Below are 24,338 nucleotides of genomic sequence, written 5' to 3'. Positions count from 1 at the left end.
TTAGAGACGGACTTATATAAAAACGGTCTGTATGGGAGGACATGCATTTCTATGTCGAATGATAAACAGTTTGTCGAGGAAATTACGCCGCAGAGCGAAGATTTTTCCCGATGGTATATTGATGTTATTAAAAAAGCAGAACTGATGGATTATTCCCCTGTTCGCGGATGTATTGTATTCCGTCCCGATGGTTTTGAAATTTGGGAGCATATCAAGGAAGCCATGGACGTGCGCTTCAGAGAAACAGGCCACCGTAATGCCTATTTTCCAATGTTCATTCCCGAAAGCTTTTTTCAAAAGGAAAAAGAGCATGTCGAAGGGTTTAATCCTGAACTACCTTGGGTAACCGAGGCTGGTGGAGAAAAGCTGGAAGAGCGTCTTGCAATACGTCCGACTTCGGAAACCATGATAGGTCATATGTACTCCAAATGGATTCAATCCTATCGTGATCTGCCGGTGCTTATTAACCAATGGGCTAACGTAGTGCGTTGGGAAAAACGCACGTTGCCTTTCTTGCGTACAAGTGAATTTTTGTGGCAAGAAGGTCACACGGCCCATGAAACAGAAGAAGAAGCACGTGAAGAAACGATGAAAATGCTGGAAGTATACCGTGAGGTTATTGAGGAAGTTCTAGCTATTCCGGTTATTACTGGACAGAAAACACCTTCTGAAAAGTTTGCAGGTGCGAAGGATACATTTTCACTAGAAGCGATGATGAAGGATGGACGGGCGGTACAAGCTGGGACTTCCCACTACATGGGGACTAATTTTGCCGTTGCATTTGATATTAAATATTTGAGTCGTGAAAACAATCTGGAATTCGCGCATACGACTTCATGGGGAACAAGTACACGTTTGATCGGCGCACTGATTATGGTCCATGGAGATGACCGTGGTCTGGCATTGCCTCCTAAAGTTGCGCCTACGCAGGTTATTATGGTTCCAATTGGACCACCTAAGAAGCGTGATGCCGTTATCGCTCGTGCAGATGAACTATTTGCTGAGTTGAAACAAGCGGGAGTGCGTGTTAAAATGGACGACCGCAGTGATGTAAGCCCAGGCTGGAAATTTAATGAATATGAAATGCGCGGTGTGCCGGTTCGTATGGAAATCGGGCCTCGTGATATGGAAAACGGCGTCTGTGTGCTCGTATCCCGTATCAGCGGTGAGAAAAAAATCGTGCAGCAGGATAATCTGGTTGAGGAAGTACACGCGATGCTCGCACAGGTACAGCAGGAGATGTTTGATCGTGCGAAAAATTTCATGGAAGAAAATTTCTATTCTGTCGATACGTTGGACGAAATGAAGACTCTCATGGAGGAAAAACGCGGTTTTACTTTGGCAGGTTGGTGCGGATCTGAAGAATGTGAAGACAAAGTTAAAGAAGTGACAGGTGCTACAAGCCGTAATATACCGTTTAAAACAACCGAGCAAAAGTCCACATGTTTGTGCTGTGGCAAACCTGCCAAGCATACAGTAGTGTTCGCACGGGCGTACTAATATAGAAGTAGGGCAATACCACTATACTCACTTCATTCTCTTCGCCGACAGGGTAGCTGTTACCGGACAATGTTCCGAAGGATCTATGTCGTTGTGAGGAGGATTAAAGAGGGTTACGAAAAGCTTTTGCGGTCGGAGATGTTTTTGACGCAGAAGCTTTTCATGTTTTCAGAATGGTAGATTTGAAATTGGGGGGAGAGCCATGGGCGGAGCTGAAGAAAAGAGAAAGCGGCTGGAACTGCTGATGAAGCAGGTTGTGATGCCGACGGGAGTGGTTGAACCTTATTTTTTGGACGGTTGGATTGATCAAGTGGAGATTAGCCGTACCAATAAGGATTGGAATATCACTATTGCCAAGGAGACACTGGTCCCCGCTCAGGTGTATCGTACGTTCTGTATTCAAGTACAGGAAAAAATGAGTCACATCGCAAAAATTACGTTCCGTTTTCAGTATAGTGAGATTCAGCCGGGTGATATCATTAGTGAATACTGGAAACTTTTTCTAGAGTGGGTACATCGTGAGATTCCTTCTGTTAACGGTTGGTTGAATCGGGCTGTGCATGAGTGGGAAGACGGTCTATTATTGCTAACGATGAGCGACAGTATGTCATTGGAACTGGCGCGTAAAAAGCAGATAGATCAAGCTATCATCAAATTTTACAATAAATATTTTGGGCTCTCTATGCGCATTAAAGTCCAGGTGGGTGAAAGTAACCAGGAGGCATTACAGCAATTCCAAGAGAAGAAGATGCAGGAAGAACGCGAAGTTATTCAGCAGATGATGGAAAGTATGGAATCCGAAATGCCGCCTTTGGACGAAGAAGAAGGAGACGTGCGGCTTCAATTTGGTTATGACATCAAAGAACCGGCTGTTCCGATGCAAGATATTCAGGACGAAGAAAAGAAAGTCACCTTACAGGGGACAATCTTCGGTTTGGATAGTAAAGAATTGCGCAATGGCAGTACGTTGTTTACGTATTATTTGACCGACTTTAGTGATTCCCTGCAAATGAAAATGTTTGCTAAAACTAAAGAAGATCTGAAGATCCTCAGTTTGTTGGCTAACGGGAAATGGGTCAAAGTGCGGGGGCGAGTTGAATATGATCGTTTTATGCAAATTCCCGAGCTGGTTATGATTCCTTCCGATCTAGTTGAAGTACAGGCTCCACCCACACGTAAGGATAAGGCAGAGGAAAAACGGGTTGAGTTCCATCTACACACAAAGATGAGTGCAATGGATGCTGTCGCCTCGATTGATCAATACGTCAAAACAGCCGCCAAATGGGGGCACAAAGCGATTGCGGTCACCGATCACGGTGGTGTGCAATGCTATCCTGATGCAGCAAAAGCAGCAAAGAAAAACGGAATTAAAATGATCTACGGTATTGAGGCTAACGTGGTTAATGATGCCGTTGAGGTTGTAATGCAGGCACAACCATTAAATTTGAAAACAGCGACTTATGTCGTTTTTGATATTGAAACCACCGGTTTATCGGTTACACAGAATAAAATTATTGAGATTGCGGCTGTAAAAATGCATGATGGCAAAGAAGTTGATCGTTATGCTACCTTTGTCAATCCGCATGAGCGTATACCCTACAATATCCAACAACTGACCAACATTAACGATGAAATGGTCAAGGATGCGCCGGATGTAGAACCTGTTATGAAGGAGTTTGTAGCTTTTGCTGGCGATGCTGTATTGGTTGCCCATAATGCGCGATTTGATGTCGGCTTTATCCAGGCCACCCTTCGAAATATGGGCTTGCCTGAAATGACCAATCCGGTACTGGATACGCTCGAACTGGCTCGTTTACTGTTTCCAACGATGAAAAACCACCGTCTGAATACGCTGACGACCAAATATAAAGTGGCGCTCGAAAGCCATCACCGGGCCATTGACGATACAGTCGCACTGACTGAAGTGCTGAATGGCTTGCTGAATGATGCGGAACAAATTAAGGGTTTAAAAATGCTCGATCGTCTGAATGATTATGTGGGTAAGGATTTATCGACCGTTCGTCCTTTTCACTGCTGTATTTATGCCCTCAACCCGATTGGTAAAAAAAATCTGTACAAGCTGGTTTCGATGTCTCATACCGAATATTTCAAGCGTGTGCCTTGTATTCCTAAATCAAAATTGTCAGAAATGAGAGACGGATTGCTTATTATTTCTGGCTGCGAAAAAGGAGAGTTCTTCGAGGCTGTATTGAACAAGTCCGAGGAAGAGGCCGAGGAAATTGCACAGTTTTATGATGTGTTGGAGATTCAGCCTTTGACAATGTATATGCATCTAGTGGAAAAGCAATTGGTAAGTGGGCCTGATGCTCTGAAAACGGCGATACGCAAAGTATGCGAAATTGGTCGGCGACTTGATAAGCCCGTAATTGCCACAGGTAATGTTCACTATTTGGAAACTCGCGATAAGCTGTACCGTGATATTACGATACACGGCATTACGGGATTTAGCCCGCTAAAAGATATTCGTAAGCCAGATGCGCATTTACGCACCACAGACGAAATGCTGGCAGAATTCGAGTTTTTGGGCGAGGAGAAAGCCTATGAAGTCGTTGTGAAGAATACCATTGAGCTGGCGGATCGGTTTGAGGAGCTGGAGCTGTTCCCTGACAAGCTGTTTACACCTTTGCTGGATGGGGCGGACGAGGAAATCCGCAACACTTGCTACGAGACGGCTAAATCCATCTATGGTGAGGAATTGCCCGAGGTGGTTGTAGCCCGCCTTGAAAAAGAACTCGAGCCGATTATTAAATACGGTTTCTCTGCCAATTATCTCATTTCCGAGCGTCTGGTTAAAAAGTCTAATAAGGATGGATATCTGGTAGGTTCACGGGGGTCTGTTGGATCTTCTGTGGTCGCTACCTTTCTCGGAATTTCCGAGGTTAATCCACTGCCTGCACATTATATTTGTGGTAATCCTGAATGCAGACATAGCGAATGGATTTTGGACGGTAGTGTGCCGAGCGGATTTGACTTGCCAGACAAAAACTGTCCGAACTGTGGTGGCAAATTGAAGGGTGAGGGACAGGATATTCCGTTTGAAACGTTTCTTGGGTTTAAGGGAGATAAAGTTCCCGATATTGACTTGAACTTCTCTGGCGAATATCAGCCTGTCGCACATAACTATACGAAAGTATTGTTTGGTGAGAAAAGTGTATTTCGTGCTGGAACCATAGGTACAGTTGCCGAGAAAACAGCCTTTGGCTTTGCAAAGAAATATGAAGAGGCGCATCATAAAAAATGGCGTGGGGCTGAGCTGAACAGGCTGGCTTCGGGCTGTACAGGGGTCAAACGCAGTACCGGGCAACATCCAGGCGGAATTGTCGTTGTTCCCGATTATATTGAGGTCGAGGATATTACGCCGGTACAGTATCCCGCCGATGATACAAGCTCAGAATGGAAAACAACGCATTTTGATTATCACGCTTTTGATGCGAATTTACTCAAACTCGATATTCTGGGTCATGATGATCCGACCATGATGAGGATGCTTCAGGATTTGACCGGTGTCGATCCTACGACCATTCCAATGAATGATCCTAAGGTGATGAGCATGTTCAACTCCACGGAGGCGCTCGGTGTAACACCCCAGCAAATCCGCACGCCTGTAGCAACCTATGGTGTACCAGAGATGGGGACGAAGTTTGTACGCCAAATGCTAGTAGAGTCGCAGCCAAGTTCTTTTGCTGATTTACTGCAAATATCCGGACTGTCTCACGGCACGGGCGTATGGCTGGGGAACGCACAGGAACTGATTAAGAATAATACCTGCAACATCAAGACTGTAATTGGTTGCCGTGATGATATCATGTTGTTTCTGATTTACAAGGCAGGGATGGACGCAGGTCTGGCCTTTAAAATTACGGAGAGCGTACGTAAAGGTAAGGGGCTTAGTGCCGAATGGATTGAGGAAATGAAAAAATGCAAGGTGCCACAGTGGTACATTGATTCCTGTCTGAAAATCCAGTACATGTTTCCGAAGGCGCATGCTGCAGCCTATGTTATTTCAGCAGTGCGCACAGCGTACTTTAAGCTGTATCATCCGATTGAATATTATGCGACTTACTTTTCAGTACGTGCAGCCGATTTTGATATTGAGCTGTGCTGTCAGGGATATGATGCAATCGCGCGGAAGATTGTCGAAATCGAGCAGCTCGGCTTTCAGGCACCGCCCAAAGAAAAAGGGATGCTTCCGATCCTAGAAATGGCTCTGGAAATGACGGCTCGCGGGTTTAGTTTTAAATCCATTGATTTGTACCGTTCCGAAGCTACACGCTTCAAGGTCGATGGAGATTCACTCATTCCGCCATTCGGAGCTCTTCAGGGAATTGGAGACAATGCAGCACGTAACATCGCAGCCTCCCGTGAACAGGGTGAATTTTTGTCTGTCGAGGATTTTCAACAAAAATCGAAGGCAAGTAAAACCATTGTCGAAATGCTATCCCAGTTGGGATGCTTTCGAGGTCTGCCAGAGAGTAATCAGCTGTCTCTGTTTTAATCCGAACTACAGTAGTCAAGCTCTGGCACTTGTCACATAACTATGGTTATGTTATAATTTTTTTGGTAATCATGGAGATAAAACCGTTGCTAAAAGAGTGGGGAAACCCACTCTTTACTGTTTGATATACAGTTACAACGTGAAAAGGTTATTTTTGGGCACGAAACCGGTACGCCGGTTTATTTGCAGTGAGCCCGAAATGAACATTACATCAAATGAAAATGAAAATGCCGGTGATGGAGAAGCATTGTCCATGGCAATAGGGCGTCTTTTTTTCACCACAGGAAAGTTCACTTTTGGAGGTTATAATCTTTGAGCACACCAAAGATCAAATCAGTAGTAGAAGAAATGGCCCAACCTTACCTCGATGAGCATGGTTTTGAACTGGTCGATGTCGAGTATGTCAAAGAGGGCAGCAATTGGTTTCTTCGCGTTTTTGTAGACAAAGACGGAGGAATTGATCTGGACGACTGCAGTATGATCAGTGAATATCTGGGTCAAAAGTTGGATGAAAATGACCCTGTTTCTACAGCATATTTTCTGGAAGTGTCTTCACCAGGCGCCGAAAGACCGCTGAAAAAAGCGGAGGACGTTACTAAAGCGGTAGGCAAAAACGTATTCGTTACTACATACGAGCCGATCAACGGCCTGAAGGAATTCGAAGGTCGTTTGCTTTCTTTTGAAGATGGGGAACTCACCGTTCAAAGCGGACAAAAGAAGCATGTTATACCTTATGACAAGGTAGCTGGTGCAAGGCTCGCGATCATATTTTAATTCAGATTTGACTGTTGCTGTTTGACATGTACTACATGTTTTTTGCCTCGTGTGCCGACCAGTACGCAGGTGCATCATTTGAAAGGGGGAGCAGTAATCCATGAGTATGGATTTTATTGAAGCAATGAACGAGTTGGAAAGAGAAAAGGGGATCAGCAAGGATGTGCTGTTTGAGGCCATTGAAGCAGCCTTGATTTCCAGTTACAAACGGAATTTCAACACCGCACAAAATGTGCGTGTTGATATGAACCGCAACTCGGGAGTCATTAAGGTATATGCCCGCAAGCTGATCGTTGAGGAGGTATTGGATCCTCGCACCGAGATTTCGTTGCCTGCGGCCCGTGAGATTAACCCGCATTTTCAGTTGGAAGATATCGCTGAAATTGAAGTCACACCACGTGATTTTGGACGGATTGCTGCACAAACTGCGAAGCAGGTCGTGACCCAGCGTATCCGCGAAGCGGAACGGGGACTGATCTACAACAAGTTTGTGGACAAGGAAGAGGATATTGTGACAGGAACTGTACAGCGCCAAGACCCACGTAATATTTATATTGATCTTGGTAAGGTGGAAGCGGTTCTCCCGTTAGGTGAATTGATGCCTAACGAGAAATTTAGCCATCTGGATCGAATTAAGGCTTATATCACCAAGGTAGAAAACACAACCAAAGGACCGCAAATTATGCTGTCCCGATCACATCCGGGTCTGCTTAAGCGTTTGTTCGAACTCGAAGTGCCTGAAATTTTTGATGGTGTTGTAGAGATTCGTTCCGTAGCGCGTGAAGCAGGCTTCCGTTCTAAAATCGCGGTTCATTCCCGTAACGCCGAGGTTGATCCGGTCGGCTCTTGTGTGGGTCCTAGAGGTACACGTGTACAGACCATTGTAAATGAGCTGCGTGGCGAAAAAATTGACATTGTACGTTATTCCGATAATGTTGATGAATACGTGGCTAATGCGCTGAGTCCATCCAAGGTGCTCGAAGTGCAAGTGTTTGAAGAAGAGAAAATGGCGCGTGTTATTGTGCCTGATTATCAGCTTTCTCTTGCTATTGGTATCAAAGGGCAAAATGCTCGCCTTGCTGCTAAGCTTACGGGCTGGAAAATTGATATTAAGAGTGAAACACAGGCGGAGGAAGAACTCGGCAGACCGAGAACATCCACCGATGAAATGCATCAGGATTCCGTTTCTGTAGATTAAGCGGAGTGTAGGGGGGTTAATGCATGAAACAGAGAAAGATACCTTTGCGCAAATGTGTGGCCTGTCATGAAATGATGCCAAAGAAGCAGTTGATCCGTGTCGTCAAAACCCCTGAAGACGAAGTATTGATTGACTTGACTGGCAAAAAGTCGGGACGCGGCGCTTACTTGTGCGGCAAAGCCGCCTGCTTCAAGCTGGCTCAAAAGAGCAAGGCACTGGATCGAGCATTGAAGCACTCGGTTCATCCTGATATTTATGAGCAGCTAAGTCGTGATTTTGCTGCCGTCGAGGAAGAATTCCTGGCGGCACAAGGCAGCGTGCAGGATGAATAAGGCGCTGTCTGGATTGGGTCTTGCCATGAGAGCTGGCAAGCTGCTAACAGGTGATGAGATCGTTTATAAAGCGATCAGGTCTTCAGAAGCCAAGCTGGTCATTCTTGCGAAAGATGCTTCAATGAATACTCAAAAGAAATTCCGCGACAAATGCGGGACGTACAAAATCCCCTTATTGATAGGATTTGACCGGGAAAGCTTGGGAAGCAGTATCGGCAAACCTGAACGGGTTGTGCTGGCTGTGACGGATCAAGGATTCGCGAAATTGATCAAGAAACATGCGGGGATAATGTCGGAGGTGGAGTATATTGAGTAAACAAGAAAGCAAAGACAAAGTGCGGGTATACGAATACGCCAAATCGTTGAACATGAGCAGCAAAGAAATTATCACCATTCTTAAACGGCTGGATATTCCCGTGAACAACCATATGAGCGTCATGGAACATGATGCCGTAGGTAAAGTGGAAAGTTTTTTTAAGAATATTAAATCCAATGCTGCGGCCAAGCAAGGCGGGGCAGGTACGGCGCAAGTAAGCTCGAATCAGGCCGGTTCAAGCCAGAATAGTAATCATTCAACTGAGCAAACCAAAAATCAACAGGAAAAGCAGGTAAGTATGAATAGGACAAACAACAACCAAAACAGTAACCGAAGTAGCGCTCCAAAAGCGCAAAGCAGTCAGCAGGGCGGTCAAAACCGCAGTCAACAAAGTACTAGCAGACCCACTGGTCAGCAAAGTACACAGAACCGCAGTAATGGTCAACAACAGGGAGGACAACAGCGTCCCGGCGGTAACACAGGTTCGCGTCCTCAAGGTAACCAAAGCACTAACTCACGCCCTCAGGGAAGTAGTCAGGGTGGTACGGCTGTAAGAACATCATCCTCCACAGGTAGCAACAATGCGAACCGTAGTGGTGGCAACCGTACAGGTAGTAACTCCAGCAACGGTGGTAACCGTTCCGGTCAAGGACGTTTTGACGATAACCGTCAAGGCGGCGGACGCGGTGGTAACGGTGGTCGTGGAGGCAATAATCGCGGCGGCAGCAATCGTGGCGGGAAATTTAACAATCGTGGTAAAGGTCAACAACAGGAGCGTCGCGAGAAAATCGACAACACGCCTAAGAAAATTATTGTGCGTGGTGAGATGACCGTAGGCGAAACAGCCAAGCTTCTTCATAAGGATGCGTCAGAAGTCATCAAAAAGCTGATTGTGCTCGGAACAATGGCGACCATCAACCAGGAACTGGATATGGATACCATCCTCTTGCTTGCCGGAGACTTTGGTGTCGAGGTAGAAGTGAAAATTCCTGTCGAAGAAGATCGTTTTGAAACCGTGGAAGAAAATGATGATCCTGCGGATCTCAAAACACGTCCACCGGTTGTAACGATTATGGGTCACGTCGATCATGGTAAAACAACTTTGCTGGATGCCATTCGCTCGACTAATGTAACCGGTGGCGAAGCTGGCGGTATTACACAGCATATTGGTGCATACCAAGTTGAAATTAACAGCAAAAAAATCACTTTCCTGGATACACCGGGTCACGAAGCCTTTACTGCTATGCGTGCACGTGGTGCCCAAGTGACAGATATGACGATTATCGTGGTTGCAGCTGACGACGGTGTTATGCCACAGACGGTCGAAGCTATTAACCATGCGAAGGCGGCAGGTCTGCCCATTATCGTAGCTGTGAACAAGATCGACAAACCGGATGCCAACCCGGATAAAGTGAAGCAAGAACTCACTGAATATGAATTGGTACCTGAAGAGTGGGGCGGCGATACAATTTTCGTCAACGTTTCCGCGAAACAAAGAATGGGTCTGGAAGACCTGCTCGAGATGATTCTGCTCGTAGCTGAAGTGAATGAGTACAAAGCGAACCCGAACAAACGGGCACGTGGTACCATCATCGAGGCAGAACTGGATAAAGGTCGCGGTTCTGTAGCCCGTATCCTCGTTCAGAACGGTACACTGAAAGTCGGCGATGCTTTCGTAGCGGGTAACTGCTTCGGACGTGTGCGTGCCATGGTCAACGATAAAGGTCGTCGTCTTAAGGAAGCAGGTCCTTCCACTCCAGTTGAAATTACTGGTTTGACAGAAGTTCCACTTGCTGGCGATCCATTCATGGTGTTTGAGGATGAGCGCAAAGCTCGTGCTATTGCTGACAGACGTGCGATCACGCAACGCCAATCTGATCTGGGCAGTAATACCCGTGTAACACTGGATGACCTGTTCCAACACATCAAGGATGGCGAAATGAAGGATCTGAACGTCATTATTAAAGGTGACGTACAAGGTTCCGTCGAAGCGTTGAAAGGTTCCTTGAACAAGATTGAAGTCGAAGGTGTGCGCGTTAAAATTCTTCACAGTGGTGCAGGAGCAATCACCGAATCCGATATTATTTTGGCAGCAGCTTCCAATGCTATTGTCATTGGTTTTAATGTTCGTCCGGATAACCAGGCGAAATCTACAGCGGAAGCTGAAAAAGTGGATATTCGTCTACACCGTGTCATTTACAATGTCATTGAAGAAATAGAGCAAGCCATGAAGGGCATGCTGGATCCTGAATATAAAGAAAATGTGATTGGGCATGCTGAAGTACGTAACGTATTCAAAGTTACTAAAGTCGGTACGATCGCTGGTTGTATGGTTACATCTGGTAAAATTACCCGTTCAGCAGAAGCACGCCTGATTCGTGATGGTATCGTCATTTTTGAAGGTAAAATCGACTCACTGAAACGCTTTAAGGACGACGCAAAAGAAGTTGCCCAAGGTTACGAATGTGGTATTACCCTTGATGGCTATAATGATGTTAAGGAACTCGACATTATTGAAGCGTTCGTCATGGAAACAGTGGAGCGCTAACGGCAGAGAGGTGAGCATCCATGGCTAAAATACGTACAGGTCGGGTTGGCGAGCAGATCAAGAAGGAGCTAAGCCAACTCATACAAACTGAATTAAAAGACCCCCGCATCGGTTTTATCACGGTAACGGGTGTCGATCTTACAAATGATTTGTCCCAAGCGAAAATATACTTGAGCGTGCTCGGGGATGAAGAACAAAAAAATTCTTCCCTGAAGGCATTGGACAAAGCGAACGGTTATCTTCGTTCTGAACTCGGCAAACGGATACGGCTGCGCCATATTCCTGAGTTGATTTTCAAAATTGACGAATCTATTGCTTACGGTAGTCGAATTGAAAAACTGCTGAGTGATATCGACAAGGATGAAAAATAAAACTTTTAGTTTGTCTGAAGGAACCATGAACTGAATGTAAAGGAGAAGGCAATGCATACCTATGAACAGGCGCTTCAACAAGCGAAGGAATTTATTCTGGAGCATGATGATTACCTGATCGTATCGCATGTACAGCCGGACGGAGACGCAGTCAGCTCCACCGTAACGGTGGGCTGGCTTCTCTCATGTCTGGGGAAGAAATTTACCATGCTAAATGAGGGACCTATTCCCAAGCGTATGGATTTTTTATGGCATGCCGATGAGATTATGGATATGAGCCAGCAACCGCCAGAACGGAAATACAACCGGATCATTTGTGTAGATTGTGCGGATTACCGTCGTGTTGGTTTGACAGAGCAGTTTTTTACGGAAGATGCCATTATCCTGAATATTGATCATCATCCAACGAATGATGCGTATGGTACAGTTAATGTGATTAAATCGGATGCTGCGGCAACAGCAGAAATTCTTTTTGACCTACTGAAAGAGTTCGCAGTAACTTGGGATGTCGAAATAGCTACGGCTTTATATACAGGGTTGCTAACGGATACAGGAGGTTTCCGTTACTCCAACACTTCACCGAAAGTGATGTCTACTGTGTCACAGCTACTTGCTTACGGTGTAGATGGTCCATCTTTATCCGAGAAATTGCTCGAGGAAATGACTTTTCCACAAATGAAGGTGCTGACAAAAGCATTGCAGACGCTCACGATGTCGGAGGATGGAAAAGTTGCTTGGGTCGTAGTATCACCTGACGACATGACGGAATGTGGCGCTGTAAATGAGGACTTGGAAGGCATTGTGAATTATCCAAGAAATATTCGTGGAGTTGAGGTAGGCATTTTCTTTAAGGTTATTAATGATCAAGCGGTCAAGGCCAGCTTGAGGTCGGCAGGAAATGTTGATGTAGCTGCGCTGGCTCAATCATTTGGGGGTGGTGGACATGTACGTGCAGCTGGCTGCCGTCTAGAGGGTAAGCTGGGAGATATCATTGAGACAGTTGTAGGGCGGGTGAAGTCTGAGCTATGAACCCGATAAAGAAGGAACAGGCAACTTGGGAAGGCGTTCTACCTGTCTATAAACCTGCTGGATTTACCTCTCATGATGTGGTGGCCAAGGCTCGCCGTTTATTAGGTATGAAGCGAATCGGACACACTGGAACGCTTGATCCGCAAGTAACCGGTGTTTTGCCCTTGTGTCTGGGACGTGCCACCCGTGTGGTGGAATACATGCAAGAGCGGCCCAAGGAATATCGGGCTACACTGCGATTAGGAATTGCCACGGATACCGAAGACCTAACTGGGAAAATCACGGAAGAGAGTGAACGTCCAGTAGAGGTGACGGAAGTGGAAGTCAAAGCGGTTTTGAAACGTTTTGTTGGTACGATTTCCCAAGTGCCTCCAATGTTCTCCGCGCTAAAAGTGGATGGCAAACGTCTATATGAACTGGCTCGAGAAGGCAAAACCGTGGAACGCAAAAGTCGTGAAGTGAGCATTTACGAGTTGGAAATGACGGGATTCGCGGAGACGGGGGCGTATGTGGATATTTCTTTTCGTGCCTTATGCTCCAAAGGTACTTATATCCGTACACTATGTGTTGATATTGGCCGTGAATTAGGATATCCTTCAACGATGGTTAAGCTGGAGCGAACCATGTCTGCGGGAATTCCTGCGGAACGTTGTCTGACTTTCGAAGAGATAGAGCGTTTCGTAGCGGATGGTAGTCTTGGAGAGCGACTTATTACAACGGATCAGGCGATTGACTATATGCCTGAGCATATAGTGGCTGAAGCCAAGGTAACTGCGGCTCTGCAAGGCCAACGTCTGTCGCTGAATATGATTTCACCACCTGTGACGGACAACCAGCCCTTCCGTTTGTATAAAGAGGATAAAACGTTTTTAGGCATATATGGTCGGGATGAATCAGACGCGATCGCTCCCATTAAAGTTTTTTTACCTTGAATTGTGCTATAATTTTGACGAAGTTAGTCAAATGATGTGAAATGCAGGTGAATTAATAATGATTACCGTATCGTTATCTTATCCATTGAGTGATGAGCTTTTGCAGCAATGGGGACGTCCACAGGTCACGGCGATCGGTCAGTTTGATGGTCTTCATCTGGGACACGCAAGCGTGATACGTAAGGCCGTTGCGCTGGCTCGTGAACAGCAAGTGCCGGTATCTGTCATGACATTTCATCCTCACCCAAAGGAAGTCATGAAAAAAGGCGATTATGAAGGTTATTTAACACCGCTTGCGGACAAGCAGACTATTCTGGCTGATATGGGTGTGGACGTACTTTATATTTTGAGTTTTAACGAAGAATTTTCTAAGGTCAGCCCTGAGGCGTTTATAAGCGATGTGCTGCTTCCGTTGCAAATTCGAACAGCGGTAGTAGGCTTTGATTTTCGGTTTGGCCACCGGGGAGCCGGGCATGAGGATACCCTCCGTAAGCTGGGAGGAGAGCTAATGTCTGTACACACCGTATCACCGTTCGAACTGGATGGGGACAAGGTGAGCAGTTCTGGCATTCGCCGTGCTTTACAGAACGGGGATCTAGCACATGCCTCTCGCTGGTTGGGACGTCCTTATCGTATCCAAGGTACTGTAATGGATGGAGAGAAGCGCGGACGTACGATCGGTTTTCCGACTGCTAATCTCAAACTGGATGATACCTACGTGATTCCGATCAAGGGTGTATACGCTGTACGGGCGCTTGTAGGCGATCGTTGGATAAATGGTGTAATGAATGTAGGGGTTAAGCCTACTTTTCATGAAGGTGTGCTGAATCCGTCGTTTGAGGTACACCTATTTGATTTTAATCAGCAAATTTATGGGAATTCTGTGCTTGTGGAGCTTCACCATTACATCCGCCCTGAACGCAAATTCTCTTCGGTGGATGAGCTGATCAGCCAAATTGGCAATGACGCACAAACGGCTAAAAAGCTGTTAGGCTAATTTATTTACATAAGACAGGCGCTGTGTTATACTGACTTATGTTGTGTAAACAACGATGAACCTTAGCTTGGTTGTCCGCTTTCACCGGCGGCTACGAGGCTAATGGCGATTATAATGAAGGAGGTGAACAGGATGGCATTGACTCAAGAGCGTAAACAGCAATTGATCGAGGAGTACAAAACTCATGAATCCGATACAGGATCACCAGAGGTACAAATCGCTATCCTTACTGAAAACATCGTCAACTTGCAAAGTCACTTTCGTTCGCACAAGAAAGACCATCACTCCCGCCGCGGGTTGTTGAAAATGGTCGGTCAGCGTCGTAAACTTTTGGCTTACCTGAAGAAGACTGATGTTAAACGTTACAGTGCGTTGATCGAGCGTCTCGGACTGCGTCGTTAATTTTCAGACATGTAATGAGAAAAGAAGCCTGGTTGTTCACCGCTTGTCCCTGCTAAGGCGACGGCGGACAGCAGCCGGGTTCTTTTTTGAAATGAGGAATCTTTTTTTGAATTACATATCCTGATTTGTCTGCTAGCTTCTTATGAATAAGCCCTGCGCAGGAAATACTGGATATGTATAGAACTTTTACAATGAAATGAAATGGAGGGATACCATGGAGCAACGCGTAGAAATGCAGCTCGGCGGAAGAAAGCTGGTGCTGGAAACAGGACGTCTTGCGAAACAAGCCAATGCGGCAGTTAAAGTGAGCTACGGAGAAACAGTTGTGCTTTGTACCGTGACCGCTTCCCGTGAACCGAAAGATTTGGACTTTTTTCCCCTGACCGTAAACTATGAGGAAAGATTGTATGCTGTAGGGAAAATTCCTGGCGGATTTATTAAACGTGAAGGACGTCCGAGTCAAAAAGCAATTTTGTCCAGCCGTTTGACAGACCGTCCAATTCGCCCATTGTTCCCGGAAGGTTTCCGGAATGATGTACAGGTGTTGAACCTGGTTATGAGTGTCGATCAGGATTGCGAACCTGAAATTGCAGCAATGATCGGAACCTCGGCAGCACTTAGCATTTCGGATGTACCTTTTAATGGGCCAATCGGTGGAGTCGCTGTAGGACGTGTAGACGGGCAATTTGTGATTAACCCGGATATTGCACAGCAGAATGCAAGCGATCTGTACCTGGTTGTAGCCGGAACGAAAGATGCCATCATGATGGTAGAAGCCGAGGGCAATGAGATTCCAGAGGAAGTTATGCTGGAAGCTATTATGTTCGGTCATGATGAGATTAAGAACATTGTGGCAGTCATTGAACAATTGGTGCAAGTAGCAGGTAAAGAAAAAATGCAGGTTAAACTGCATGCTGTTGATGAAAAAGTGAACAGTGAAGTACGTGCTTATGCAGCTGAACGTTTAATGGAAGCTGTTAAAATTGCAGAAAAACACGCCCGTCAAGAGGCGATTGATGCAGTCAACGAAGAGACAGTTGCCCATTTTGAATCACAATACATAGAGACACCTGAGCTTTTGAGCGACGTGAGCGAAGTTCTCTATGATATCGTCAAGGAAGAAGTACGTCGTCTGATCACGCATGATAAAGTGCGTCCTGATGGTCGTAAGCTTGACGAAATTCGTCCGATTGAAAGCGACACTAGCATTTTGCCGCGTACTCATGGTTCGGGCTTATTTACACGCGGTCAAACGCAAGCACTTAGCATTTGTACACTTGGTGCATTGGGTGATGTACAAATTTTGGACGGTATTGATCTGGAAGAAACAAAACGCTTCATGCATCATTACAATTTCCCGCCATTCAGCGTAGGTGAGGCTCGTCCTTTGCGTGCGCCAGGCCGTCGTGAAATCGGACATGGTGCTCTTGGTGAACGTGCACTTTCCAAAGTAATTCCTTCCGAAACTGAATTTCCATACACCATCCGTTTGGTTTCCGAGGTACTGGAATCAAATGGTTCGACTTCACAAGCTAGTATTTGTGCAAGTACACTGGCTATGATGGATGCAGGTGTACCGATTAAAGCTCCGGTTGCAGGTGTAGCGATGGGATTGATCAAGGATGGAGACCATGTTTCCGTATTGACTGATATCCAAGGGATGGAAGACCACCTGGGCGATATGGACTTTAAAGTTGCTGGTACCGCGGAAGGCGTAACTGCCATTCAAATGGATATTAAAATTAACGGTATTGACCGCCAGATTTTACAGGATGCGCTCAAGCAAGCTAAAGAAGGACGCTTGTTCATTCTTAGCAAAATGATGGAAGCGATCCAGAAGCCACGTGAGCAGTTGTCTCAGTATGCTCCAAAAATTATGACGATGCACATTAACCCGGACAAAATCCGTGATGTTATTGGAGCTGGTGGTAAAATCATCAACAAAATCATCGAAGAAACCGGCGTGAAAATCGATATTGAACAAGATGGTCGTGTGTTCATCGCTTCCACAAATCAAGAGATGAATGAAAAAGCACGTTCCATTATTGAGGGTATCGTAAAGGAAGTCGTGGTCGGTGAGATTTACATCGGTACAGTAAAACGGATTGAGAAATTCGGTGCATTTGTTGAAATTTTACCGGGCAAAGATGGTCTGGTTCATATTTCTCAACTGTCTACTGAACGTGTAGCCAAGGTTGAAGATGTAATTGCTATTGGGGATACAATTACGGTGAAAGTAACCGAAATTGATCAACAAGGTCGTGTCAATCTGTCCCGTAAGGCTGTTCTGACTGCAGAAGCACCTGCAAAATCCTAGGTACCTGCATGTTGCAGACTAGAAAGGCAGGAGTAGCTTTTCGTATTAACAGTACAAGGGATTTGAATAGCATTGTTTAAGCTTTTGGAAAGAGGCAGAGCTACGTTTCTGGCTCTTTTTTCATACATATGCACAAGCTGCGCCAAAGTAGGCTTCTAGAGGCTACTGCGTCATAGTTCTTGTCCTCCCCGCATACAATGTGGACAAACGGGCGGGAGGATGAAGGAATCATGAGTAGGGCAAAAAGAGCAGTGTGGGTGGTAGCCAGTTTAGCCATCACACTGGTAATCGGACAGTTTAGCGGGGTTCGTGACTTCGCTAATCAATTACGCAATGGAGACGCTACAGGAGTTGGGGAGCCTAAAGCTGAAACAACGATGGCGATGGCGGCTTTACCCGATAATGCGCTTATGCAGCGACTAAGAACAGAAGCAGCCCGTCAGCGGCGGGAACCAGTTGATGCCAAGATCGACAGGGTATGGAAGGGTATTCCAGGCTATAACGGACTGGAGGTGGATTTGGATGCTACCTATCGCAAAGCGATTGCATCTCCGGATCGACCCATTCAATATGTATATCGGCAATTGGCACCTAAAATACATTTAAATCAGCTTGGTAATGTTCCGATTTACAGGGGGAATCCCGAAAAGCCGATGGTATCCTTCATGATCAATGTAGCATGGGGGAATGAATTTATCCTGCCGATACTGAACACGCTGGATCAGGAAAAGGTCAAGGCTACATTTTTTCTTGATGGAAGTTGGCTGAAAAAAAATCCAGAACTCGCCAAGGAGATTCAAAAAAGAGGGCATGAGCTTTCGAATCATGCTTACTCTCATCCGAATATGAGCCGTCTGAGTCGGGCCAGAGCCACACAAGAAATTGAAAAGACACAAGAGCTTCTTCAAGAAACTTTGGGCGTCAAAAATAACTGGTTTGCCCCTCCATCGGGCGATTTTAATCAGCAAACGGTGGATATAGCAGCAGAACGTGGGCTCAAAACAGTGTTGTGGACATTGGACACTGTAGATTGGAAACATCCGTCACCAGAATCGGTGATTAACAAAATCAGTAGTAAAGTTGAATCAGGCACACTGATATTGATGCACCCAACAGACTCCTCAGCGGCTGCTCTCAAAGGCATGATCCATGCCATTCGTAGTAAGGGACTTGTGCTCGGAACTGTCAGTCAGACACTTTCCCCTGATCGACAGCTACCTGCTCCGGTTGAGTGAACGTCTTTTTTCTGTTAGGATTGAACATTATGGCTAAGTATGCAATTCAGTTTAGGAGGGCCAATCGTGGAAAGAATTCAACTCAAAAACGGCCTAAGAGTGGTCATTGAAAAAATTCCAACCGTGCGTTCTGTTTCTTTCGGTATCTGGGTTAAAACCGGCTCCCGAAATGAAACGCCGGACAATAGCGGTATTTCTCATTTTATCGAACACATGCTTTTCAAAGGAACAGAGCGTTTTAACGCTAAGGAAATCGCTGAGCAATTCGATGCCATCGGAGGAAATGTTAATGCTTTCACTTCGAAGGAATATACATGCTATTATGCCAAGGTGTTGGATGAGCATCTACCGATCGCAGTTGATGTGCTGTCTGATATGTTTTTTAATTCCAAACTAGATCAGGAAGAATTGGCAAAAGAGAAGAATGTGATTTTGGAGGAAATCTCCATGTACGAGGATACACCGGATGATATGGTTCATGATCTTGTATCTCGCGCGGCCTATGGTGAACATCCACTGGCTTATCCGATTCTCGGAACCGAAGATCACCTGCTTGCTATGGATAGCTCACATCTCAGCCATTATATGAGGGAGCATTATACAATCGACAATACAGTTATCAGTGTGGCTGGTAATGTTGATGATCGCTTGGTAGAATTGTTGGAGCGACATTTTGGACATTTTGATAATCATGGAACCGTTTCGCCGCTGACAGTACCTGCGTTTAACGGTGAGCTGTTGTATCATGAGAAAGCAACGGAGCAAAATCATATTTGTTTATCCCTGCCTGGATTTGCAACGGGTGACGAACTCCAGTATGCTATGGTTTTGCTGAATAACGCGATCGGCGGCGGCATGAGTTCACGTTTGTTTCAAGAAATTCGGGAAAAGCGTGGACTGGCTTATTCGGTCTATTCCTATCATAGCTCCCATGCGGACAGTGGTATGTTCACGATCTATGCAGGTACGGCTCCTAAGCAAACAAAGGACGTGCTGGATTTGACGCTGGAGCTTTTACGAGATGTGGCTGTCAACGGTTTGGACGCTAATGAGCTTCGTAAAGGTAAGGAGCAATTAAAAGGAAGTTTGATTTTAAGCCTTGAAAGTACAGGTAGCCGGATGAATCGGCTTGGAAAAAATGAATTGATGCTTGGTCAGCATTATACGCTGGATCAAATGATCGAGCATATCGAGCAAGTGACGGCAAATGATGTGAATAAAGTGCTGGATCGGATGTTCTCGGAGCCGTTTGCCCTGTCGATGGTGGGAGCGAGTGATTCAGCGGTAAAGGATATGAGGAGGGACTGTTTTGTTAACTTACGTGGAAATTAACAGACTCGCGGGCAATGAAGATATTGAGCTGCCCCGCAAAATGTCAGAGCTTGCATCAGGGTTTGACTTGTATGCAGCAGTACAGGAAAATCTGGTACTGGAACCCGGCAAACGTTGCCTCGTTCCAACTGGATTTGCAATAGCTATGCCAGCGGGATTGGAGGCACAAATCCGTCCACGAAGTGGACTGGCTCTTAAGCATGGTATTACTTGTCTCAATACACCGGGAACGATTGATGCGGATTATCGTGGGGAGATTAAGGTACTTCTTATTAATTTGGGCGAGGAATCGTTCACGATTACGCGCAATGAGCGAATTGCACAAATGGTATTTCAGGTTGTACCTGAGGTAGAGCTGAAACAAGTAGACCAATTATCTGAAACAGTGCGTGGTGCTGGAGGCTTTGGCCATACAGGACGCTGAGGTTATGGTTAGTTTGCGATGTACGAATGTCTATTTTGTAAAATCTTCAAATTTACTTGCTTAAGAGTAAGCATGCAAATAAAGGTCGTCTCATAAAGGGGCGGCTTTTTTTTGTGTTTTTTCACCCCTCTCCGGGCACTCGCATAGACTAAAAGCATATCGTGTCTCGGAAAGGAGTGATCCGGATGCTAACAGGAATACGCGTCGTTGTTTTGGGTGGCGATGCGAGGCAGCTTGAGGTAATCCGCAAATGTGTGGACATGGATGCTACCGTCAGTGTGGTCGGTTTTGACAAGCTTGAAGTACCACTCAAAGGAGTGACACTAGAACCAATGTCTGTCAAGCTGCTGGAATCGTCAGACGCACTGATTTTGCCGGTGGTGGGATGCGATGAGGAAGGCAACGTAAATGCACTTTTTGGAGCACAGAAGCTCCAGTTTCTGAATGAGCATGCTGCTGCTCTTCCACCGCATTGTGTTGTATATACAGGGATGGCGCGGACGTACTTAAAAGAAATTTGTACCAGACATGAGTTAAAGCTGGTAGAGCTGCTGGAGAGAGATGATGTGGCCATATACAACTCTATACCTACGGCCGAAGGCGCACTGATGATGGCCATTCAGCATACCGATTTTACGATTCACGGTGCAGATTGTATGGTTCTAGGCATGGGACGGACTGGATTTACCATGGCAAGGGCACTACAGGGGTTGGGAGCCAGAGTGAAGGTTGGAGTACGGCGGGCAGAGGATGCAGCGAGAGCCGTGGAAATGGGTTGGAAGCCTTTTATGACAAGGGATTTAGCGCAAGAGACAAAGGGAGTTGACTTGATTTTTAATACGATACCCTCTATGATTATCACAGCGCAAATCCTGTCTAAATTGCCATTGAGCACCGTGATTATAGATCTTGCTTCCGCCCCGGGCGGATGTGATTTCCGTTATGCGGAAAAGCGTGGAATCAAGGCTATGCTTGCCCCTGGTCTTCCCGGTATTGTTGCTCCCAAAACTGCTGGTGCCATTATAGCGAATACGCTGGTGCAGTTGTTAATGGAAGATAATCCTGATCGGGGGGATGCACAATGAGTTGGCAAGGGAAAACAGTAGGTTATGCAATTACAGGCTCACATTGCACATTTGAAGAGGTAATGCCTGTTATACAGCGCTTTGTTGATGAGGGTGCGAAGGTCATTCCTATTATATCCAATACAGTACTAACAACGGATACTCGCTTTGGTACTTCGCAAAGTTGGCAAAAACAGTTGAAAGATATAACAGGGAATGATATCATTTCTACAATTGTGGAGGCTGAGCCACTGGGTCCCTCCCAAATACTCGATGTGCTGGTGATTGCACCTTTGACGGGGAATTCAATGAGTAAGTTAGCGAATGCGATGACAGACAGTCCGGTTTTGATGGCTGCCAAGGCGCAATTGCGCAACGGTCGTCCACTTCTTTTAGCCATATCTACTAATGATGGACTGGGTCTAAATGCTGCCAATATCGCCAAATTACTCGTAGCCAAAAATATCTTTTTTGTGCCGTTCGGACAGGACAATCCAGTTAAAAAGCCGAACTCGCTTGTAGCTAACATGGAGTTGATTCCCGAGGCTGCTTATGAAGCATTGCAAGGTAAACAGCTTCAGCCGATGATTGTGGAACGCAAGACCCCATGAAGTACTATAGTTAACTGCTGAGCATCCCTCGCCTAGAAGATGATTCGATATTGTATCGAGTCTAATTTCTTGTTGGCGGTGGATGCTTTCAGAATAAAAAATGGTTTTTTAGTCGAGAAGGGGAGATACACCAGATGAGCAATAGAAAGTTTAATGTAGCTGTCGTTGGAGCAACAGGCGCTGTAGGAGAACAGATCGTAAATCTGCTGGAAAAACGGGATTTTCCTGTGGACAAAATCAAATTTCTTTCTTCGCCTCGTTCTGCCGGCACGTTAATTAGCTTTAAAGGTCAGCAAATTCCAGTAGAGATTGCTACCCCCGACAGCTTTGAAGGAATCGACATTGCTTTGTTTAGTGCAGGTGGAGACGTAAGTAAGGAATTGGCGCCGCATGCTGTTCGTCATGGGGCGGTTTGCATTGACAACACCAATGCATTCCGAATGGATCCGACAGCTCCTCTTGTAGTGCCTGAGGTGAATAGCGACAAAATTGCCGAGCATCAAGGAATTATTGCGAACCCGAACTGCTCCACCATTCAGATGGTAGCTGCTTTGAAACCATTATATGATCAGTATGGCATTTCTCGTATCATAGTATCCACATACCAGGCCGTTTCCGGGGCTGGAAGCCGAGCTATTGATGAATTGAATCGTCAAAGCGCAGCGATTCTTAACGGTGATGAAGTTCAGCCTGATCTGTTGCCAGTAGGCTCGTTGCCAGTAAAGCATCAGATTGCTTTCAATGCTATCCCGCAAATCGATAAATTCCAGGACAATGGTTATACACTGGAAGAAATGAAAATGGTACGTGAAACGAAAAAAATACTGGGTGACGAATCTGTGGACGTAACAGCAACGTGTGTACGTATTCCTGTTGTATACGGTCACTCGGAATCTGTATATGTAGAACTTAAAAAAGATTATGATTTAGAAGAAATCCGCAATCTGCTGGCTTCGGCACCGGGAGTAACGCTAGTGGACGATCCTGCTGCTCAGCTTTATCCACTGGCATCCGAAGCTGCTGGAAAACCTGACGTATTTGTGGGGCGTGTACGCCGTGATTTGGGCAATAGCCGTGGATTGAATTTGTGGGTTGTATCCGATAATCTGCTCAAAGGAGCGGCATGGAACGCGGTGCAAATCGCGGAAATTATTGCTGCAAACGCGGAGTAACGTTCCGATATGGGGGAAGAATAATGGGTATTTTGGTGCAAAAATTTGGGGGAACCTCGCTGTCCACACCTGAAGCACGTCAACTTGTGCTGGCACATGTGAAGCGGGAGCTGGAGCAAAATCTTCAATTGGTTGTTGTTGTGTCGGCCATGGGGAGAAAAGGAGAGCCTTATGCCACCGACACGCTGCTGGATTGGGCGGCGTCTAACGGCGACAGTCTTCCGAAGCGCGAGCGGGATTTACTGCTGTGCTGTGGTGAAATCATTTCTGCTGCTACATTATGCAGCCTGATGGAGAAGGAAGGTATTCCTGCTACGGTGCTAACTGGGGCACAGGCGGGCTTTATTACGGATGATCAATACGGCAATGCTCGTATTTTGGATATAAAGCCAGACCGTGTTGTTGAAGAGTTGAACCAAGGCAGAGTTGTCATTGTGACAGGTTTTCAGGGACAAACAGCAGACGGTGATATGACCACCTTGGGTCGGGGCGGCAGCGATACGTCAGCTACTGCTCTGGGTGCTGCTCTACATGCGGATATGGTCGATATTTATACGGATGTGAATGGTATATTAACCGCCGATCCGCGCATTGTGGAAAATGCAAAGCCACTTACACATGTTAGCTATACGGAGATTTGCAATATGGCTCATCAGGGAGCAAAGGTTATCCATCCTCGTGCTGTTGAAATCGCCATGCAGGCTAATATCCCGGTCCGTGTTCGCTCTACCTTCTCTGAAGGAGAAGGTACGTTAGTTACCCACCCGGAAGGCTTTAAAGACGTGCAGGCAGACATCGTAGACCGTTTCGTGACCGGTATTGCGTATGTCGGCAATGTCACTCAGATTAATGTTGAATTAAAGCCGGGTTTGGAGCACTTGCAATTACAAGTATTCAAATCTATGGCTGAACATGGAATCAGCGTTGACTTTATTAACGTAACTCCATCGGGGGCAGTTTATACTGTGTTCGATCATGATGGAAGCAAAGCGGTTGAAGTATTGAACGGTTTGGGTCTAGAACCTAAGATACTGGCCGGGTGTGCTAAAGTTTCTGTCATAGGCGGTGGTATCAACGGGGTACCGGGCATTATGGCGACGATTGTGGAGGCATTGGCAGAATCAGACGTACAGATCCTTCAATCCGCAGATTCCAACACGACGATCTGGGTACTTGTTAAAAAAGAAGATATGGTGCAGGCTGTACGCGCATTGCATAATAAATTTGAACTCCATCAATAGGTGCATTGTCCGTGCTCGGACTTGCAA

At 46.0% G+C, this 24,338-nt stretch carries 20 protein-coding genes; all 20 read left to right on the top strand.

Annotated features, from left to right (window positions below; genetic code table 11):
• The first annotated feature begins 51 nt into the window (after positions 1-51).
• The 20 genes from proS (at position 52) to dapG (ending at position 24,311) form a co-directional block, all read left to right on the top strand.
• Complete coding sequence (proS, locus tag MKX30_RS11450) at positions 52-1,500, top strand: proline--tRNA ligase (protein ID WP_013309924.1); 1,449 nt, start codon at positions 52-54, stop codon at positions 1,498-1,500.
• A 202-nt stretch (positions 1,501-1,702) separates the two neighbouring features.
• Positions 1,703-6,016, top strand: coding sequence for a PolC-type DNA polymerase III (locus tag MKX30_RS11445; RefSeq protein ID WP_339201895.1), 4,314 nt, complete (start codon positions 1,703-1,705; stop codon positions 6,014-6,016).
• 312 nt (positions 6,017-6,328) lie between these two features.
• Complete coding sequence (gene rimP, locus MKX30_RS11440; protein WP_013309926.1) at positions 6,329-6,790, top strand: ribosome maturation factor RimP; 462 nt, start codon at positions 6,329-6,331, stop codon at positions 6,788-6,790.
• A 100-nt stretch (positions 6,791-6,890) separates the two neighbouring features.
• Positions 6,891-7,988, top strand: a complete 1,098-nt coding sequence (nusA, locus tag MKX30_RS11435) for a transcription termination factor NusA (protein ID WP_013309927.1) — start codon at positions 6,891-6,893, stop codon at positions 7,986-7,988.
• Positions 7,989-8,011: 23 nt separating this feature from the next.
• On the top strand, positions 8,012-8,320 hold the full coding sequence (rnpM, locus tag MKX30_RS11430) for an RNase P modulator RnpM (protein WP_007430067.1): 309 nt from the start codon (positions 8,012-8,014) through the stop codon (positions 8,318-8,320).
• Positions 8,313-8,636 carry a L7Ae/L30e/S12e/Gadd45 family ribosomal protein gene (locus MKX30_RS11425; RefSeq protein WP_013309928.1) on the top strand — a complete coding sequence of 108 codons (324 nt, stop codon included), beginning with the start codon at positions 8,313-8,315 and terminating at the stop codon, positions 8,634-8,636. Before rnpM ends, MKX30_RS11425 begins: the two co-directional genes overlap by 8 nt.
• Complete coding sequence (gene infB, locus MKX30_RS11420; RefSeq protein WP_028542714.1) at positions 8,629-11,184, top strand: translation initiation factor IF-2; 2,556 nt, start codon at positions 8,629-8,631, stop codon at positions 11,182-11,184. Before MKX30_RS11425 ends, infB begins: the two co-directional genes overlap by 8 nt.
• 20 nt (positions 11,185-11,204) lie before the next feature.
• Positions 11,205-11,555 carry a 30S ribosome-binding factor RbfA gene (rbfA, locus tag MKX30_RS11415; RefSeq protein ID WP_010346342.1) on the top strand — a complete coding sequence of 117 codons (351 nt, stop codon included), beginning with the start codon at positions 11,205-11,207 and terminating at the stop codon, positions 11,553-11,555.
• A gap of 51 nt (positions 11,556-11,606) precedes the next feature.
• Positions 11,607-12,584 (top strand): DHH family phosphoesterase, encoded by a 978-nt coding sequence (locus MKX30_RS11410; RefSeq protein WP_023988218.1) that lies wholly within the window; start codon positions 11,607-11,609, stop codon positions 12,582-12,584.
• Positions 12,581-13,516: a tRNA pseudouridine(55) synthase TruB gene (gene truB / locus MKX30_RS11405; protein WP_053325268.1), complete on the top strand. Its 936-nt coding sequence runs from the start codon at positions 12,581-12,583 to the stop codon at positions 13,514-13,516. The genes MKX30_RS11410 and truB overlap by 4 nt, the downstream gene beginning before the upstream one ends.
• Positions 13,517-13,574: 58 nt before the next feature.
• Positions 13,575-14,513, top strand: a complete 939-nt coding sequence (locus MKX30_RS11400; protein ID WP_028542712.1) for a bifunctional riboflavin kinase/FAD synthetase — start codon at positions 13,575-13,577, stop codon at positions 14,511-14,513.
• Positions 14,514-14,645: 132 nt separating this feature from the next.
• Positions 14,646-14,915: a 30S ribosomal protein S15 gene (rpsO, locus tag MKX30_RS11395; protein ID WP_007430074.1), complete on the top strand. Its 270-nt coding sequence runs from the start codon at positions 14,646-14,648 to the stop codon at positions 14,913-14,915.
• Positions 14,916-15,129: 214 nt separating this feature from the next.
• On the top strand, positions 15,130-17,232 hold the full coding sequence (gene pnp, locus MKX30_RS11390) for a polyribonucleotide nucleotidyltransferase (RefSeq protein ID WP_023988221.1): 2,103 nt from the start codon (positions 15,130-15,132) through the stop codon (positions 17,230-17,232).
• A 230-nt stretch (positions 17,233-17,462) separates the two neighbouring features.
• Positions 17,463-18,467, top strand: a complete 1,005-nt coding sequence (locus tag MKX30_RS11385) for a polysaccharide deacetylase family protein (protein ID WP_176716879.1) — start codon at positions 17,463-17,465, stop codon at positions 18,465-18,467.
• A gap of 66 nt (positions 18,468-18,533) precedes the next feature.
• Positions 18,534-19,799 (top strand): M16 family metallopeptidase, encoded by a 1,266-nt coding sequence (locus tag MKX30_RS11380; protein WP_053325269.1) that lies wholly within the window; start codon positions 18,534-18,536, stop codon positions 19,797-19,799.
• Complete coding sequence (dut, locus tag MKX30_RS11375; protein WP_013309936.1) at positions 19,777-20,223, top strand: dUTP diphosphatase; 447 nt, start codon at positions 19,777-19,779, stop codon at positions 20,221-20,223. The genes MKX30_RS11380 and dut overlap by 23 nt, the downstream gene beginning before the upstream one ends.
• Positions 20,224-20,408: 185 nt before the next feature.
• Positions 20,409-21,308 carry a dipicolinate synthase subunit DpsA gene (dpsA, locus tag MKX30_RS11370; protein ID WP_028542709.1) on the top strand — a complete coding sequence of 300 codons (900 nt, stop codon included), beginning with the start codon at positions 20,409-20,411 and terminating at the stop codon, positions 21,306-21,308.
• Positions 21,305-21,898 (top strand): dipicolinate synthase subunit B, encoded by a 594-nt coding sequence (locus MKX30_RS11365; protein WP_023988226.1) that lies wholly within the window; start codon positions 21,305-21,307, stop codon positions 21,896-21,898. The genes dpsA and MKX30_RS11365 overlap by 4 nt, the downstream gene beginning before the upstream one ends.
• A 134-nt stretch (positions 21,899-22,032) precedes the next feature.
• On the top strand, positions 22,033-23,070 hold the full coding sequence (locus MKX30_RS11360) for an aspartate-semialdehyde dehydrogenase (protein WP_013309939.1): 1,038 nt from the start codon (positions 22,033-22,035) through the stop codon (positions 23,068-23,070).
• A 23-nt stretch (positions 23,071-23,093) separates the two neighbouring features.
• Entirely contained in the window at positions 23,094-24,311 is a 1,218-nt protein-coding gene (dapG, locus tag MKX30_RS11355) for an aspartate kinase (RefSeq protein ID WP_013309940.1), read from the top strand.
• Positions 24,312-24,338 lie beyond the last annotated feature (27 nt).

This window comes from Paenibacillus sp. FSL P2-0173 (assembly GCF_038008045.1).
Lineage (GTDB): Bacteria > Bacillota > Bacilli > Paenibacillales > Paenibacillaceae > Paenibacillus > Paenibacillus polymyxa_B.
The sequence above is the reverse complement of the archived record's forward strand: the minus strand, read 5'-3'. Positions and strand labels throughout refer to the sequence as shown.